Source organism: Shewanella sedimentimangrovi (assembly GCF_017354965.1).
Taxonomy (GTDB): domain Bacteria; phylum Pseudomonadota; class Gammaproteobacteria; order Enterobacterales; family Shewanellaceae; genus Shewanella; species Shewanella cyperi.
The window spans coordinates 3,300,123-3,314,872 of sequence record NZ_CP071502.1 but is presented as its reverse complement, the minus strand read 5'-3'; the positions used below and the strand labels follow the sequence as shown (position 1 = coordinate 3,314,872).

Genomic DNA, 14,750 nt, shown 5'->3' with positions numbered 1-14,750 from the left:
TGCTTAGGAGAATCAAACATGATATCCAATCTTATCCATGACTATGGCTACAAGATAGCCAGGCTGTTGCACTGGATTTGTGCGGTGTATTTTATCATTCTGCTGTTTTCCATGCCCATCATGCTGGATTTCGCCAGTAACTCCAGCCAGCGTGCGGAGGCGACCTTGTACCACCAGAAGTTTGGTGGCTGGTTTATTCTGTTCCTGTTGCTGCGGTCTCTGTGGCTCTACATCATGGACAAGCGTCCGGTGCAAACCCATTACCGTCACAAGTATCAACTTGTGCTGGCAAGGCTGAACCACCTGACCTTGTATTTTCTGATGATTGCCATGCCGCTGACAGGTCTGGCCCTGGTGCTGGCCGATGGCAAGCCGCTGGAATTGTTCGGTGTGCTTTGGTGGAACGGCACTGATACTCCCTTTAGCGAAGATCTGGCCTACTACGCCAAGGAAGCCCACCTGTGGGCGGTAGATCTGATCTACTTTGTGTTTGGTCTGCATATTCTCGGGGTGCTGGTGCACTTCTTCGAGGAAAACGATGCCGGCGAGCTGGCTCAGTCCGCCGAATCCGATACCACATTGGATATGCCACCCAAAGCGCTCAAATAAACCAAAGCGCTCAAATGATCTTTCATCCGAAAAAGCCGTCTGTGAGCGGCTTTTTTAATGCTTCTTATCCGCCTAAAGCCCGTGCTCGCCACCTTGGGAGCATCTGGGTACAATAGCCGCTGATTATTTTTCTGGATGAGGCGCTCAGGCTTGGTCAAGCGCCCGGAATGGGGTCTATGCACGTACATATTCTTGGCATTTGCGGCACTTTCATGGGCGGCCTGGCGCTGCTCGCCAGGGCAATGGGACACAAGGTGACAGGGTCCGATGCCAATGTTTATCCGCCCATGAGCACCCAGCTGGAGCAGCAGGGGATTGCCCTTATCAGCGGTTTTGACCCTTCTCAATTGGATCCGGCGCCGGATCTGGTGGTCATAGGCAATGCCATGAGCCGAGGTAATCCCTGTGTCGAGGCCGTGCTGGACAAGGGCCTGGCCTATACCTCGGGCCCGCAGTTTTTGCGGGATCATATTTTGCCCGGTCGCTGGGTGTTGGCCGTGTCCGGCACCCACGGCAAAACCTCCACCTCAAGCATGCTGGCCTGGATATTGGAAGATTGCGGCTATGAGCCGGGCTTCCTTATCGGCGGCGTACCACAGAATTTCGGGGTTTCGGCGAGGCTCGGCAACTCGCCTTTCTTCGTGGTTGAGGCCGATGAATACGACAGCGCCTTCTTCGACAAGCGCTCCAAGTTTGTCCACTACCAGCCGCGCACTTTGGTTATCAACAACCTGGAATTCGATCATGCCGACATCTTCGATTCCCTCGCCGATATCCAGCGTCAGTTCAATCACCTGATCCGTACCGTGCCCGCCAGCGGCAAGGTTATCTGGCCCAAGGACAGCGAGGCGGTTAAGCAGGTGCTGGTCCAGGGGCTCTGGAGCGAGCAGGAAGCCTTCAGCCATGGGAATGGCGCCGACTGGCAGGTGCGTGCCCTGAGCGACGACAGCCACAGGTTTGAGGTGTTGTTCCAGGGCGAAGTGCAGGGCGTGCTCGATTGGAGCCTGCTCGGCAAGCACAACATGGAAAACGCCGCCATGGCCATAGCCGCCGCCCGCCATGTGGGCGTGGCACCTGCCGCCGCCATCGAGGCACTGGCCAAATTTGCGCCGCCGAAAAGGCGCCTTGAGCTGCTGGGTGAGGCTGGTGGGGTCAGGGTGTTTGATGACTTTGCCCATCATCCCACCGCCATTGCCACTACCTTGCAGGGGCTGCGGGCCGCCGTGGGCGAGGGCAGGATCATTGTGGTACTGGAGCCGCGCTCCAATACCATGAAGCGCGGGGTGCACAAGGACACCCTGGCGGGCTCCATGGCGCTGGCGGACCTGGCCTTCCTGTACCAGGCCGACAATATCGGCTGGGATCTGGCCGCTGCCATGGCCCAGGCACCGCTGCCGGTGCAGGTGGACTATGATATTGATACCCTGGTTGCCGGGGTGGTGGCGTCCAGCCAAGCCGGTGACAGCATAGTGGTGATGAGCAACGGTGGTTTTGGCGGTATTCACGGCAAGCTGCTGGACGCGCTCAAACACAGGGCCTGAATCGGGACTTAATTACAGGGACACACAGTGATCACAGCCAACCCCAAAAGTATCAGCCTGGCCTGGACCGGTGCCTCGGGCGCCCCCTACGGCCTGAGGTTACTGCAATGCCTGCTCAATGCCGAATACACTGTGTTCCTTATGGTGTCCAGCGCCGCCCGGGTGGTGCTGGCCACCGAAGAGGGACTCAAGCTCAGCAGCGACAGCAACAAGGCCGAGGCCCAGCTGCGCAGCCTGCTGGGCACAGATGCAGGTGAGTTGCGTCTGCTTGGCAAGGAAGAATGGTTTTCACCCCCGGCCTCGGGCTCGGCGGCGCCGAAGCAGATGGTGATTTGCCCCTGTTCCACCGGCACCCTGGCGGCCGTGGCCACCGGTATGAGCAATAACCTGCTGGAGCGGGCGGCGGACGTGGTGCTCAAGGAGCGCGGTCAGCTGATCCTGGTGCCAAGGGAAACCCCCTTCAATGCCATTCATCTGGAGCACATGCTGTCATTGACGCGCATGGGGGCCACCATAATGCCGGCGGCACCGGGCTTTTATCACAATCCCCAATCGGTGGCAGATCTGGTAGACTTCATGGTCGCCCGCATACTGGACCACCTGGGCATAGACCAGCAACTCCTGGGGCGTTGGGGCTATGGCAAGCTTGCCAGCCCGCAGGTATCTGATAATTGAGAGTAATATGAAACACACCATTGAAGAGATGATCTCGGCCGAGGCCATTGACCAGAAACTGAACGAGATGGCTGAGCGCATCAATGCCCACTACGCCAACAGTGAGCGCCTGCTGATGGTGGGCCTGCTCAAGGGCTCCGTGGTCTTCATGGCGGATCTGTGCCGCCGCATCAAGGGCCATGTGGAAATCGACTTTATGTCGGTCTCCAGCTATGGCAATGCCATGACCAGCTCCCGTGACGTCAAAATTCTCAAGGACGTGCAGTCGGATCTTGCCGGTCGCGATGTGCTGATAGTGGAAGATTTGATCGACTCAGGCAACACCCTCAACAAGGTGCGGGAAATGCTGTTGCTGCGTGAGCCCAAAAGCCTGGCCCTGTGCACCCTGCTGGACAAGCCGGAGCGCCGCGAGGTCAATGTGCCGGTGGATTTCGTCGGCTTCACCATTCCCGATGAATTCATCGTCGGCTATGGCATAGATTACGCCGAGCAGTACCGCAATCTGCCTTACATTGCCAAGGTCATTCCGCTGGAATAAGCTGCTTGTCTGCTGCGCATTAACGGGGGCCTGGCCCCCGTTTTTCATCGGGATACACAGAGATAAACCAAGCCTACAGAGAGAAAGCATGAGCTCCATTGCCGCACTCGAAATTGCTGAATTGCGCAAGACCTACGCCGGCGGTACCGAAGCCGTCAAGGGCATCAGCCTCAAGGTTGAGCAGGGGGATTTCTTCGCCCTGCTGGGACCCAACGGCGCCGGTAAGTCCACCACCATAGGCATTATTAGCTCCCTGGTACACAAGACCGGCGGCAAGGTGAAGGTCTTCGGCCACGATATTGACCGGGAGCTGGAGCAGGCCAAGCTGTGTATCGGCCTGGTGCCCCAGGAATTCAACTTCAACCAGTTCGAGACTGTGCTGCAAATCGTGGTCAACCAGGCCGGTTATTACGGGGTGCCGCGGCCGCTGGCCCTGGTTCGGGCCGAGAAGTATCTGAAGGAACTGGATCTGTGGGACAAGCGCAACACCGCCTCGCGGCAGTTGTCCGGCGGCATGAAGCGGCGCTTGATGATAGCCCGGGCTCTGATGCACGAACCCAAGCTGCTCATTCTCGATGAGCCCACCGCCGGGGTCGATATTGAGCTGCGGCGCTCCATGTGGACTTTTTTGCAGCAGCTCAATCGCCAGGGGGTGACCATAATACTCACCACCCACTACCTGGAAGAGGCCGAGATGCTGTGCCGCAACATAGGCATCATAGATCAGGGCGTTTTGGTGCAGTGCACCAGCATGAAGAAACTGCTGGCGACCCTGAATATGGAGACCTTTGTGCTGGATCTGGGGCAGGATCTTGAGGCCGTGCCCGAGCTGGGCGATATACCCGCCCGCCTGACCGATCCCCACACCCTGGAAGTGGACATCGCCAAGTCCCACAGCCTCAACAGCCTGTTTGCCCGTTTGAGCGAACTGGGTATCGAGGTGATCTCCATGCGCAACAAGGCCAACCGCCTGGAAGAACTGTTTGTGGCCCTGGTGGAGAATAAAGGAGCACGTCCATGAAGGCCCTGTACCTGACAGCATTCAAGAGCATTCTGTACAAGGAAATCACCCGCTTTACCCGCATCTGGGTCCAGACCCTCGTGCCGCCGGCCATCACCATGACCCTGTATTTCCTGATTTTCGGCAACCTGGTGGGCAGCCGTATCGGCGAAATGGGTGGCGTTTCCTACATGGAGTTTATCGCCCCCGGCCTTATCATGATGTCGGTTATCACCAACTCCTACTCCAACGTGGCCTCGAGTTTTTTCAGCGCCAAGTTCCAGCGTAATCTGGAGGAGCTGATTGTTGCCCCCGTGCCCCACTATGTGATGATTGCCGGCTACGTCGGTGGCGGTGTGGCCCGCGGCCTGTGTGTGGGCCTGATAGTGACGCTGGTGGCCATGTGCTTCGTGGATTTGAGCGTGCAGCATTTGGGGCTGGTGGCCCTGACAGTGCTGATGACCTCTGTGCTGTTTTCCCTGGGGGGGCTTATCAATGCGGTGTTTGCCAAGAGCTTCGATGACATCAGCATTATCCCCACCTTTGTGCTGACGCCGCTGACCTACCTTGGCGGGGTATTTTATTCCCTGTCACTGCTGCCGGACTTCTGGCGCGGCGTGTCGTCGCTCAACCCCGTGGTCTATATGATCAACATCTTCCGCTACGGCTTCCTCGGCTTTGCCGATATAGGCCTGGGCCTGTCCTTTGCTGTGATGTTGGGATTTTGCGGTGGCTTGTGGCTGCTGGCCTATTATTTGATTTCCCGCGGCATAGGCTTACGCACCTGAGGCTATTTCCTCGGCTGTAGCGGCAAGGTTTCGGCAGCTATCAGATCCCGGCGCAGGCTCAACTCGGCCATGGTGTCCTCGTTGAGCTTGATAAGGGCGTCAAAGCGGTCGTTGAGTTCTTTCTTGTCCGCCAGGTATTGGGCGTCGTCCTCTCGCTTTTCCTGCCAATAGCGCTTGCGCTCCAGTTTCTGCATCTCGCTGGCGCGCAGGATCTCATAGTAGCTGTTCTCCTGCTTCAGCCGGTACAGCTCGCTGTCGAGCAACTGCAGCAGCTTTTCCGGCGACAGGGCGTGTTTGCTCAGCAGCGCCTGCAGCGGGTCGTTCATCTTGGCATGATCCGAGTCCACCTCTGTGGTCACACCCAGTTGGTAGCTGATTTCGTGTTGTTTGAACTCACTGGGACACACGGATTGGGAGAACACCACCTTGTCGTCCTTGATGCACTTGTAGATGGTATTGGCCTGAGCGGCCAGGGGCAGTAAACAGAGGATGCAGGTGACAAGTTTTACCATCTGGCCTGGGTTCCCATGTCTGTGTTTGGAGCCGGCGATGCGGGTGAATGTGTTTAATATGGCCCAATCATTATCTAAAAACCAGTTTTTTTATAAGGGTTTGGGTGGTTAGGGCTGGCGTGTTCCACCACGCAAATAACAAGGGGGAGCCGGTGCTCCCCCTTGTTTATAGCCTGTGGCTCAGCGGTTAAAGCACAGATTGTCTATCAGCCGGGCCTTGCCCAACTGGGCGGCGGCCAGCACCACCAGTTCCCGATCGGCGTCTGTGGCCTCGGCCAGGGTTCTGGCACTGCGCACTTCCATATAGTCGGGGGTGAATCCCGCCTGGCGCAGGCTGTCATTGGCCTTGGTGCAGGCCTGCGCAACGGACATGCCGGCTTGAATGTCGCTCGCCAGTTGGTCGAGGGCGCGCTTCAGGGCCGCAGCGCGCTGCTTCTCGTCGGCAGTTAAATAGCCATTGCGTGAACTCATGGCCAGGCCCGAGGCTTCGCGCACTGTGTCTATGCCTACTATCTCCAGCGGCAGCGACAGATCTTCCACCATGGTCCTGATCACCAGCAGCTGCTGGAAGTCCTTGCGACCAAACAGAGCCACATCGGGCTGCACTATGTTGAACAGTTTCAGCACTATGGTGGCCACACCGCGGAAGTGCCCCGGACGACTGGCACCGCAAAGTACATCGGAAATACCCGGCACTTCCACAAAGGTCTGGGCGTCCAGGCCCTTGGGATAGATGATTTCGGGTGTTGGGGTAAACAGCAGTTCACAACCGGCGGCGGTCAGGGCCGCTTGGTCATCGGCCAGGGTGCGTGGATAGGCGTCGAGATCTTCATTTTTGCCAAACTGCATGGGGTTGACGAAGATGGATGCCACCACGTGGTCGGCACGCTTGCGGGCTTCATTTACCAGGTGAATATGGCCCGCATGCAGGTTACCCATGGTGGGCACAAAGGCCACGGTTTCGCCGCGGGCACGCCAGGCGCGAACCTGGGCGCGGATCTCATCAATTAACGCTGTGGTATGCATCTGGATCTCAATTAAATGTGTGTTCTTTGCCGGGGAAAGTGCCGTTGGCAACTTCCTCCTTAAAGGCTTTTACCGCGGCGCGAATTTCACCGGTTTGCGCCAGGTAGTTCTTGGAGAACTTGGGTATGTAGCCGCTGGAGATCCCCAGAACATCGTGCATCACCAGGATCTGGCCATCGGTGTCGGCACCGGCGCCAATGCCGATAACGGGTATGGTCAGGGCCTCTGTGATGGTCTTGGCAAGGGAGGCGGGGATGCATTCCAGTACCAGGAGTTGGGCACCGGCGGCCTGGAGGGCCTTGGCTTCCTCGAGAATGCGTTTGGCATTGGCCTCGTCGCGGCCCTGGATCTTGAAGCCGCCGAACACGTTGACCGACTGCGGCGTCAGGCCCAGGTGGGCACACACGGGGATGCCGCGCTCGGTCAACATGGTGACGGTTTGCAGCAGCCACTGGCCGCCTTCGAGCTTGACCATGTTGGCACCGGCCTGCATCAGGATGGCGGCATTGTGCATGGCCTGCTCAGGGGTGGCGTAGCTCATAAAGGGCATGTCGGCGATCAGCAGTGATTGTTTGATGCCGCGGCGCACCGAGCGGGTGTGATAGGCGATTTCGTCCGTGGTCACCGGCAGGGTGTCTTCATTGCCCTGCAACACCATGCCCAGGGAATCCCCCACCAGTAATATTTCAATGCCTTCGGCATCAAAGGCGCCGGCAAAGCTGGCGTCATAGGCCGTCAGGGCCGAGAATTTTTTGCCTTCCTGCTTCATTTTCAGCAGGCTTGATGTAGTCACTTTAGCCATATAGGTCAATCTTATACTGCGTGTGGAAGTGGAGTTATATGCCAACTCTGGTCGGACTTCAATCCTCTTGGCCCAGTTGATGAAGCTCGTCCCGTAATGCCTGGTTGACCAGGTCACCCAGGGACGTGCCGCAGGGCAGGACCAAATCCGGTGTCAGCTCATGCAAGGGCACCAGCACAAAACTGCGTTGTTTCATGCCGTAATGGGGCAGGGTCAGGCGCTCGCTGTCCATGGTGATATCGCCATAGAGCAACAAATCCAGATCCAGGGTTCTGGGGCCCCAGCGCAGCAGGCGCTCGCGGCCCTGGTCAAGCTCTATGGCCTGCAGCGCGTCCAGCAGCGCCAGCGGTGCCAACTCTGTCTCCAGGCTTGCCACCGCATTGACATAGTCGGGCTGGACCACCTCTCCCATGGGGCGGGAGGCGTAATAGGATGACACCCTGAAGCTACCGGGGGCCGCCAAAGCAGACAGGGCCGCACAGGCCCTGTCCAATTGTTGCTTGGGTTCGGCGAGGTTGGCGCCGAGGGCGATATAGACCCGGGTCATTCGCCGCTGGCCGCCTGTTGACCACCCTCTGAGGGACCACGGCGACGGCGGACCCGCGACTTGCGGTTCTTGCCGGCACCCTTGTTGCTGGCGCGGGCAATGTCACCGCGCTCGTCTTCGTCGGCTTCAACAAAACGCTGCCACCAGGCGGCGGTTTTGGCCAATGGGCCACCCTCGGCCTCGGCCCGAAGCAGCAGCAGATCGTAGGCGGCGCGGAACTTGGGATTTTCCATCAGCTTGAAGGCTCGGGTGCCCATGCTGCGCTCGAAGCGCATCTGCAGCTGCCAGATGTCCTTGGCCGGGGTGCTGAAACGGCGCGGAATACTAATGGTTTGGCATTGCTGCTCCATCACATCACCCATGGCGGCGAAATAGGCATCATAGATACCCAAGCCGCTTTCCAGGGCGATTTCCTCGGCGCGGGCCCGCAGCGGATACCAGAGCAGAGCTGCGTAGAAGAAGGCCGGGGTCACGGGCTTGTCTTCCAGCACCCGCAGGTCGGTGTTGCGCATCACCAGTTGCACCATGCGGGCCGCCGGCCCCTTGGTTGACTCGTTGATGCTGTTTTGCAGCAGCGGGAACAGGGGCTCGAACAGCTGATAGTCCTGCATCATCTGGTAGTTGGCCTGGGCCTTCCCGGCGAAGAACAGCTTGAGCACTTCCTCGTACATTCGGGCGGCGGGAATGTCACGCAGCAGTGGCGCCAGGGTACGGATTGGCGCTGCGGTGGCATCTTCGATGCGCATGCCGAGCTTGGTGGCAAAGCGTACGGCACGGATCATGCGAACGGGATCTTCGCGGTAGCGGGTCTCGGGATCGCCAATCAGGCGCAGCATGCCATCGTTGAGGTCTTCCATGCCGCCGCCGTAGCTGCGAATGGAGTAGTCGGCAATATCGTAATACAGGGCGTTGACGGTAAAGTCACGACGCTCGGCGTCTTCATCTATGTCGCCGTAAACGTTGTCGCGCAGCAAGCGGCCCTCGGCATTGGCCTTGGAAATCTTATCGCCGTCCTCTTCGCCATGGTGACCACGGAAGGTGGCTACCTCAATCACGTCACGGCCGAAGACTATGTGGGCCAGACGGAAGCGACGGCCGACGATACGGCAGTTGCGGAACAGTTTCTTGATGTCTTCCGGGGTGGCGTTGGTCACCACGTCGAAGTCCTTGGGTTCCATACCCAGCAGCAGATCGCGCACACCGCCACCGACCAGGTAGGCCTGATAGCCGGCCTTATTCAGGCGATACAACACCTTAAGGGCATTTTCGCTGATGCTCTTGCGGGAGATGGTGTGGGCATTTCTGGGAACGACGCTGAGACTCAATCCCGAACCGGATTCGGTCTGGCTGACCGCCTCAACGGTTGGAGCGACGGTTGGGTCTACAAACAGCTGTTTACAGAACTGACTGATACGGCGAAAAATGGGACACCTCGGAACGTCATGTTATCGGGTTAAAAATCTGGCGGGTATCATATACCAAATGACCGCCGATGAGTATATCAGCGGCCAAGCAGTATCTCTCTGCCCGGGCAATTGTGTGAGCAGGGCCAATGTGTGACAGCGGATCTGTTGCCGGCCCGAGCCAGGCAGCAATCCACCAAGCCGATGAATATATCAGCTGCCAAGCAGTATCTCCCTTTGCCTGGGGATGGAATCCAGGGTGAACTGGCTGACCGCCTGAGCCAACATGCGCTCCGGGCTGTCACTGTCCACCGGCGCCTGCCCCAAAAACGTCAGGGCCCTGAGCAGCGCCGGGGCCGGATCGTCATCATCCACCGGCTGGGCGCGGTTTTGCTTCGACAGTTTGAAACCGGGTTCGGCACAGGCCAGGGGCAAATGCAGAAAGTCGGGCTCGGGGGCGCCGAATTGGCGAAACAGGCTCAGCTGGCGGCAGCTGGCCTCAATCAGATCGCAGCCACGCACTATCTCGGTAATGCCGCTCATGGCATCGTCCATTACCACCGCCAGCTGGTAGGCATAGAGGCCATCGCTGCGCTTGATAATGAAATCTTCACCGGCAAAGCCGGGCTCGACCCGCACCAACCCGATGAGTTTATCTTCAAAGCTGGCCACGGCCGCGTGGTTGCGGATGCGGATGGCACCCGCCGTCAGGCCCAGATCCCGGCAGTGGCCATCATAGATACCGCCGGCGGCCTGGATTTGTTTGCGGCTGCACTGGCAGAAATAGGCCTCGCCTGCGCTGAGCAGTTGGGTTATCCGTTCCTCGTAGGCCTCGGTGCGCGAGCTTTGGTACAAGACCTCGCCATCCCAATGCAAACCGAAGGCCTCGAGGGTGCGCAGTATGGCATCGCTGGCGCCGGGCACTTCCCGTGGCGGGTCTATGTCTTCGATGCGCAGCAGCCAGTGTCCTTGCATGGCGCGGGCACGCAAATAGCTGCCGAGGGCGGCAATCAGGGAGCCAAAATGCAGGGCACCTGAGGGTGAGGGCGCAAAGCGGCCTATGTAGGGGGTGGATGCAGCTATCGGAGACATAAGCGGACGGGCGGAACTATCAGGGGCAGAAAAAGCAGGGGCAGAAAAAGCGAGCGGGGCCTTGGCCCCGCGCTGGATGTCACCGGCTTAACCGGCCATCTGCTTTTCTTTGATTTCGGCCAGGGTCTTGCAATCGATGCAGAGATCGGCCGTTGGACGGGCTTCCAGGCGGCGGATACCGATTTCCACGCCACAGGAATCGCAGAAACCAAAATCATCTTCTTCGATCTTTTGCAGCGTCTTTTCAATCTTCTTGATCAGCTTGCGCTCACGGTCACGGGCACGCAATTCCAGACTGAATTCTTCTTCCTGGGCAGCACGATCGACGGGATCGGGGAAGTTGGCGGCTTCGTCCTGCATGTGGCTGAGGGTGCGATCCACCTCTTCGCGCAGTTGGTTGCGCCAGGCTTCAAGGATCTTCTTGAAGTGGCCCATCTGCAGGTCGTTCATATACTCTTCACCAGGCTTTTCCTGGTAGGGTTCTACACCTGCGATAGCGAGTACGCCAAGTTTTTTAGTGCCTTCAGGCATAACGCATCTCCTGTAATCATTTGCGTTGTCGGGCGTCTGTAAGATCGGCCGCTATCTATAGCAAAATACGCCAAGGCTGGCAAACATTTTACTCTGTCAATGGCTAATTCTTTGACTATGTGCTTTTTAGCCACTGATTTCAATTATTTCGACCGGCATTTTTTCTATGCCGTCAACATTCTACCGGCAGTTCTTTGACGAGCTTCACTTCCCGGGGCGAAAGTTCGGCAGCCCAGGCCAGCAGCTCGACTCCGGCCGATTTTGCCTCACGCAGCAGCTCGCCGTAACGCGGGTCTATATGGTCTGCGGGCATTACTTTTTCTATGCCAGAATGCTGCACCACAAAGAGCAAAACCGCCCTTTTTCCGGCGGCGCGGACCGCCATCAGCTCGCGCAAATGTTTCTGGCCGCGCTCGGACACCGCATCGGGGAAACAGCCAGTGCCGGGGGCGAAATCCGGGCCCTGTTCCAGCAGGGTGCAGCTCTTGATTTCGATAAAGCAGTCGGGCTCGCTGCCCTGGCTCAGCAGAATATCAATGCGGCTGTTTTCCTCACCGTATTTAACCTCCCGCTTCAGGCTTTGATAACCGCTGAGGGCGGCAATGCGCCCGGCCAAAATCGCCTCCTCGGCCAGGGCATTGGCCCGGCCGGTGTTGATGCCGATAAGCTGCCCTTGGTCGTTCCGGGCCAATTCCCAGGTATGGGCATATTTGCGTTTGGGGTTGTCTGAGGTGGAAAACCACACAGGCTCACCGGGAAACAGACAATGGCGCATGGAGCCCGTGTTGGGGCAGTGCAGGGTGATTTCGCTGCCGTCCGGCAGCTGCACATCGGCCAGGAAACGCTTGTACCTTCTGAGCAGTATTCCCTGTGACAATGGCGGGTCGAATTGCATCTTGGCTCCTTGATTGTCCTGTCGCTTTCTATGTGGCTCATTAAGTGGGGCAGTGTACTGGAATTTGTCCGCCACGTAAGCCCGGCTTCAGAGATTAGCGTTCCGTTGGGGGCTTGGGTTAACCGGCGTGGATGCAGTACACTCATGCCATTTGCGGCATCCCGGTCCTGCAGTGGCAAAGCCGCACATACTCAAGCCAAATAAAGGAATTCCAATGACACAAGCAATGAGCGTTCTTCTTACCCAGGAAGCAGCCGCCCCCCAATGGGGCAAGGCCGATGTGACCTTTGACGGCGGTGCTGCCCGCATTCATCTGGGCAATGGCGATGAACTGCGCCAGATCCAGATGGCGGCCCGCAAGCTGCGCAATCAGGGCGTGACCACGGTCAACCTGGAAGGGCAAGACTGGGACCTGAATCGCCAGTGGTCGTTCGCTCAGGGCTTTGTCACCGCCAAACCGGGCTGGCAGCTGAACTGGACCGGCGATGCAGCAACCGTTGCCACCCTGGAACAACGTATGGAAGCGGCCCGTTTTGCCCGTGGTCTTATCAACGAAACCCCGGAAAACCTGCCACCACAAAAATTGGCCACCCAGGCCGCCAACTGGCTCAAGACCCTGGGTGGTGATGCCGTCAGTTTCCGCATCATAGAAGGCGAAGCCCTGCTGGAAGAGCAATGGGTGGGGATCCACGCCGTGGGCCGTGGCAGCGAGCGTCCACCCGTGATGCTGGAGCTGGATTATAACCCGCTGGGGGCCGACGCCCCTGTGTCCGTGGCCTTGGTGGGCAAGGGCATCACCTTCGACTCAGGCGGATACAGCCTCAAGGCTTCCGAAGGCATGCTCAATATGAAGTGCGACATGGGTGGCGCCGCCACCGTGACCGCCGCCCTGGGCCTGGCCATACGTCAGGGCCTGAACAAGCGGGTCAAGCTGTTCCTGTGCTGCGCCGAGAACCTGGTCAGCGGCCGCGCCTTCAAACTGGGTGATATCCTCAGCTACAAGAACGGTGTGACAGTGGAAGTGGTTAACACAGATGCCGAGGGCCGTCTGGTGCTGGCCGATGGCCTGCAGGCCGCTTCTGCCTCGGGTGCGCCTTTCATCATAGATGCAGCGACCCTGACCGGCGCCGCGGTGATGGCCGTGGGTGGCAACTACAACGCCATCTTCTCCCCCGATGAGGCCGTGCTGGACCTGGCCCGCACCAAGGCCAAGGCTGTGGCCGAGAAGGTATGGGCCCTGCCGCTGGAGCCCTGGCACAAGGACATGTGTCCTTCGGCCTATGCCGATACCGCCAACAGCCGTCCGGTCAAGGGGGGCGGTGCCGGTGGTGCCTCCAATGCCGCCGGTTTCCTGTGGCGCTTTGTGGCCCCCGAGGCCAAGTGGCTGCACGTGGACTTGGCCGCCGCCTTTGAAGACAGCGCCGGTGCCCTGTGGGCCGCCGGTGCCACCACCCACGGGGTGCTGACCATAGCCGAGCTGCTGAAGGACTGATTGAGTCTCAGCCGCTGTCGGCACTGAAAAGACGCCCCGCATTGTCGGGGCGTTTTTTTATCAGGGTTACCCGTCAGTTGATTCCATGGTAGCGTGAAACTTGGATTATTCAGGGAGTGGAGTACAGGCATGCAGAGGGAAACAGAGCTGAAAATTATCAAGGCCACGGCGGAAGACACCCAGGCCATTTGGAACCTGCGGGTGCAAGCCATTTTGGCCGGTTGCCCTGGTCATTATCCGGACGACCTGCTGGCCAGTTGGACCGAGGGCCAGCCCAGCGCCGGCTTCAGCGAGGTGGTGGCCGGGCACTTCTATATCGCCTGCCGCGGCGAAAGGAGTCAGGGTTCCCAGGTGGTCGGCAGCGTGATGCTCGATTGCGATAACCCTGAACTTTTGCCCGGTGAAGGTCAGCTGGAAGCCGTGTTTGTGGCCCCGTCGGAAATGGGCCGGGGCACGGGGCAGGCGCTGGTGACCTTCGCCGAAGCGCTGGCGCGAAACAAAGGGCTTAAGCGTCTGCGCCTGGAGTCCACCCTCAATGCCATCGACTTTTATCGCCGCTGCGGATTCGGCGAGGAGCGCATGGCCAGTTACCAAAGTCCCCGCGGCATCAGCCTCGACTGCTGCATCATGTATAAAAATCTCTGAGCCGGGGCTCGTCTTTAAGCTGGCGCTCTGGGTTCCGAACCAGAACGGTCTCAGCCAAGATCCCAGCTGTGCAATATCCGGTAGCGCACCCCGCTCGGGGTTGATTCCGACCAATATAAGTGCAGCTGCTCAGGTTTCAGGGTTAACGGCTCGGGCGACAGCGTTGGCAGCTGACCGGCCTTGGCCTTGCGAAACAGGGTAATGTGGGGATGGAAGCCATGCTCACTCTGCTGCAGCCCCAGCTTGCCCGCCAGGGTCTGGCTGTCCCGGTAAAGCTGCAGCAAGCCATCATCTTCGGCGTGCTCACCAAGGCACAGCACTCCCGGACCCCGCCAAAGCTGCAAGCGCTCGAGTCGCTGTGCAAATCGCGGTTTATGTATCTGGCCTATGCCCAGCTCCAGTTCCCGACGCTGCTCCGGGCTGCACCCCCCAAGAAAAGCCAGGGTCAGGTGCAGGTTATCCTTCAGCACCGGGCGCCATCCCTGGGGCGTCGTTTGCCTGTGCTGCAACTCCCTTTGCAATGCCTGCAGTTGCCGGCGCTGGGACTCGTCCGGAGCGAATCCCAGAAACAACCTCTGTTTCAGGGTCTTGGGGGAAGTACTCATGGGATTTTTCATCCAATCCTTATGATCTGGCTCTACTTATCATTGGGTT

The 14,750-nt window shown here is 58.8% G+C and carries 17 protein-coding genes; 8 read left to right on the top strand and 9 right to left on the bottom strand.

Features of this window, described 5'->3' with window-relative positions; all coding sequences use genetic code 11:
- Positions 1-18: 18 nt before the first annotated feature.
- The 6 genes from JYB85_RS14660 (at position 19) to JYB85_RS14635 (ending at position 5,151) form a co-directional block, all read left to right on the top strand.
- Positions 19-609 carry a cytochrome b gene (locus tag JYB85_RS14660; protein WP_207379875.1) on the top strand — a complete coding sequence of 197 codons (591 nt, stop codon included), beginning with the start codon at positions 19-21 and terminating at the stop codon, positions 607-609.
- 176 nt (positions 610-785) lie between these two features.
- Positions 786-2,150, top strand: coding sequence for a UDP-N-acetylmuramate:L-alanyl-gamma-D-glutamyl-meso-diaminopimelate ligase (gene mpl / locus JYB85_RS14655; RefSeq protein ID WP_207379874.1), 1,365 nt, complete (start codon positions 786-788; stop codon positions 2,148-2,150).
- 27 nt (positions 2,151-2,177) lie between these two features.
- Positions 2,178-2,825 (top strand): flavin prenyltransferase UbiX, encoded by a 648-nt coding sequence (locus tag JYB85_RS14650; RefSeq protein WP_228289633.1) that lies wholly within the window; start codon positions 2,178-2,180, stop codon positions 2,823-2,825.
- Positions 2,826-2,832: 7 nt separating this feature from the next.
- Positions 2,833-3,363, top strand: coding sequence for a hypoxanthine phosphoribosyltransferase (hpt, locus tag JYB85_RS14645; RefSeq protein WP_207320682.1), 531 nt, complete (start codon positions 2,833-2,835; stop codon positions 3,361-3,363).
- Between the two features lie 88 nt (positions 3,364-3,451).
- Positions 3,452-4,384: an ABC transporter ATP-binding protein gene (locus JYB85_RS14640; RefSeq protein WP_207320681.1), complete on the top strand. Its 933-nt coding sequence runs from the start codon at positions 3,452-3,454 to the stop codon at positions 4,382-4,384.
- Positions 4,381-5,151 (top strand): ABC transporter permease, encoded by a 771-nt coding sequence (locus JYB85_RS14635; protein WP_207320680.1) that lies wholly within the window; start codon positions 4,381-4,383, stop codon positions 5,149-5,151. The genes JYB85_RS14640 and JYB85_RS14635 overlap by 4 nt, the downstream gene beginning before the upstream one ends.
- 2 nt (positions 5,152-5,153) lie before the next feature.
- Here JYB85_RS14635 and JYB85_RS14630 read toward each other — a convergent pair whose 3' ends face one another.
- The 8 genes from JYB85_RS14630 to sfsA all read right to left on the bottom strand — a co-directional run bounded on the left by JYB85_RS14630 (position 5,154) and on the right by sfsA (position 11,959).
- Positions 5,154-5,663, bottom strand: a complete 510-nt coding sequence (locus JYB85_RS14630; RefSeq protein ID WP_207379873.1) for a DUF4124 domain-containing protein — start codon at positions 5,661-5,663, stop codon at positions 5,154-5,156.
- A 180-nt stretch (positions 5,664-5,843) separates the two neighbouring features.
- Complete coding sequence (panC, locus tag JYB85_RS14625; RefSeq protein WP_207379872.1) at positions 5,844-6,689, bottom strand: pantoate--beta-alanine ligase; 846 nt, start codon at positions 6,687-6,689, stop codon at positions 5,844-5,846.
- Between the two features lie 7 nt (positions 6,690-6,696).
- Positions 6,697-7,491: a 3-methyl-2-oxobutanoate hydroxymethyltransferase gene (gene panB, locus JYB85_RS14620; protein ID WP_207379871.1), complete on the bottom strand. Its 795-nt coding sequence runs from the start codon at positions 7,489-7,491 to the stop codon at positions 6,697-6,699.
- A 58-nt stretch (positions 7,492-7,549) separates the two neighbouring features.
- A complete protein-coding gene (gene folK / locus JYB85_RS14615) occupies positions 7,550-8,038 on the bottom strand; it encodes a 2-amino-4-hydroxy-6-hydroxymethyldihydropteridine diphosphokinase (RefSeq protein ID WP_207324539.1) in 489 nt (162 codons plus the stop codon).
- Positions 8,035-9,363: a polynucleotide adenylyltransferase PcnB gene (gene pcnB, locus JYB85_RS14610; RefSeq protein ID WP_228730124.1), complete on the bottom strand. Its 1,329-nt coding sequence runs from the start codon at positions 9,361-9,363 to the stop codon at positions 8,035-8,037. Before pcnB ends, folK begins: the two co-directional genes overlap by 4 nt.
- A 291-nt stretch (positions 9,364-9,654) precedes the next feature.
- Positions 9,655-10,533, bottom strand: a complete 879-nt coding sequence (gene gluQRS / locus JYB85_RS14605; protein WP_207379870.1) for a tRNA glutamyl-Q(34) synthetase GluQRS — start codon at positions 10,531-10,533, stop codon at positions 9,655-9,657.
- 87 nt (positions 10,534-10,620) lie between these two features.
- The gene (dksA, locus tag JYB85_RS14600) at positions 10,621-11,064 is read right to left on the bottom strand and encodes an RNA polymerase-binding protein DksA (RefSeq protein ID WP_207320674.1); all 444 of its coding nucleotides are present in this window, start codon (positions 11,062-11,064) and stop codon (positions 10,621-10,623) included.
- 172 nt (positions 11,065-11,236) lie between these two features.
- The gene (sfsA, locus tag JYB85_RS14595; RefSeq protein WP_207379869.1) at positions 11,237-11,959 is read right to left on the bottom strand and encodes a DNA/RNA nuclease SfsA; all 723 of its coding nucleotides are present in this window, start codon (positions 11,957-11,959) and stop codon (positions 11,237-11,239) included.
- Positions 11,960-12,173: 214 nt separating this feature from the next.
- On the opposite strand from sfsA, the gene pepB reads away from it, so the two are divergent.
- Both pepB and JYB85_RS14585 read left to right on the top strand, forming a co-directional pair.
- On the top strand, positions 12,174-13,451 hold the full coding sequence (gene pepB / locus JYB85_RS14590; RefSeq protein WP_207379868.1) for an aminopeptidase PepB: 1,278 nt from the start codon (positions 12,174-12,176) through the stop codon (positions 13,449-13,451).
- Between the two features lie 129 nt (positions 13,452-13,580).
- The gene (locus JYB85_RS14585; protein WP_207379867.1) at positions 13,581-14,096 is read left to right on the top strand and encodes a GNAT family N-acetyltransferase; all 516 of its coding nucleotides are present in this window, start codon (positions 13,581-13,583) and stop codon (positions 14,094-14,096) included.
- 50 nt (positions 14,097-14,146) lie between these two features.
- Here JYB85_RS14585 and thpR read toward each other — a convergent pair whose 3' ends face one another.
- Positions 14,147-14,701 carry an RNA 2',3'-cyclic phosphodiesterase gene (gene thpR / locus JYB85_RS14580; protein WP_207379866.1) on the bottom strand — a complete coding sequence of 185 codons (555 nt, stop codon included), beginning with the start codon at positions 14,699-14,701 and terminating at the stop codon, positions 14,147-14,149.
- Positions 14,702-14,750 lie beyond the last annotated feature (49 nt).

Excerpts from the sequence above, each read along its gene's own strand:
- JYB85_RS14660 (WP_207379875.1), top strand. The coding sequence starts at position 19 with ATGATATCCAATCTTATCCATGACTATGGCTACAAGATAGCCAGGCTG.
- mpl (WP_207379874.1), top strand. The coding sequence starts at position 786 with ATGCACGTACATATTCTTGGCATTTGCGGCACTTTCATGGGCGGCCTG.
- hpt (WP_207320682.1), top strand. The coding sequence starts at position 2,833 with ATGAAACACACCATTGAAGAGATGATCTCGGCCGAGGCCATTGACCAG.
- JYB85_RS14640 (WP_207320681.1), top strand. The coding sequence starts at position 3,452 with ATGAGCTCCATTGCCGCACTCGAAATTGCTGAATTGCGCAAGACCTAC.
- JYB85_RS14635 (WP_207320680.1), top strand. The coding sequence starts at position 4,381 with ATGAAGGCCCTGTACCTGACAGCATTCAAGAGCATTCTGTACAAGGAA.
- JYB85_RS14630 (WP_207379873.1), bottom strand. The coding sequence starts at position 5,663 with ATGGTAAAACTTGTCACCTGCATCCTCTGTTTACTGCCCCTGGCCGCT.
- panC (WP_207379872.1), bottom strand. The coding sequence starts at position 6,689 with ATGCATACCACAGCGTTAATTGATGAGATCCGCGCCCAGGTTCGCGCC.
- panB (WP_207379871.1), bottom strand. The coding sequence starts at position 7,491 with ATGGCTAAAGTGACTACATCAAGCCTGCTGAAAATGAAGCAGGAAGGC.
- folK (WP_207324539.1), bottom strand. The coding sequence starts at position 8,038 with ATGACCCGGGTCTATATCGCCCTCGGCGCCAACCTCGCCGAACCCAAG.
- gluQRS (WP_207379870.1), bottom strand. The coding sequence starts at position 10,533 with ATGTCTCCGATAGCTGCATCCACCCCCTACATAGGCCGCTTTGCGCCC.
- dksA (WP_207320674.1), bottom strand. The coding sequence starts at position 11,064 with ATGCCTGAAGGCACTAAAAAACTTGGCGTACTCGCTATCGCAGGTGTA.
- sfsA (WP_207379869.1), bottom strand. The coding sequence starts at position 11,959 with ATGCAATTCGACCCGCCATTGTCACAGGGAATACTGCTCAGAAGGTAC.
- pepB (WP_207379868.1), top strand. The coding sequence starts at position 12,174 with ATGACACAAGCAATGAGCGTTCTTCTTACCCAGGAAGCAGCCGCCCCC.
- JYB85_RS14585 (WP_207379867.1), top strand. The coding sequence starts at position 13,581 with ATGCAGAGGGAAACAGAGCTGAAAATTATCAAGGCCACGGCGGAAGAC.
- thpR (WP_207379866.1), bottom strand. The coding sequence starts at position 14,701 with ATGAGTACTTCCCCCAAGACCCTGAAACAGAGGTTGTTTCTGGGATTC.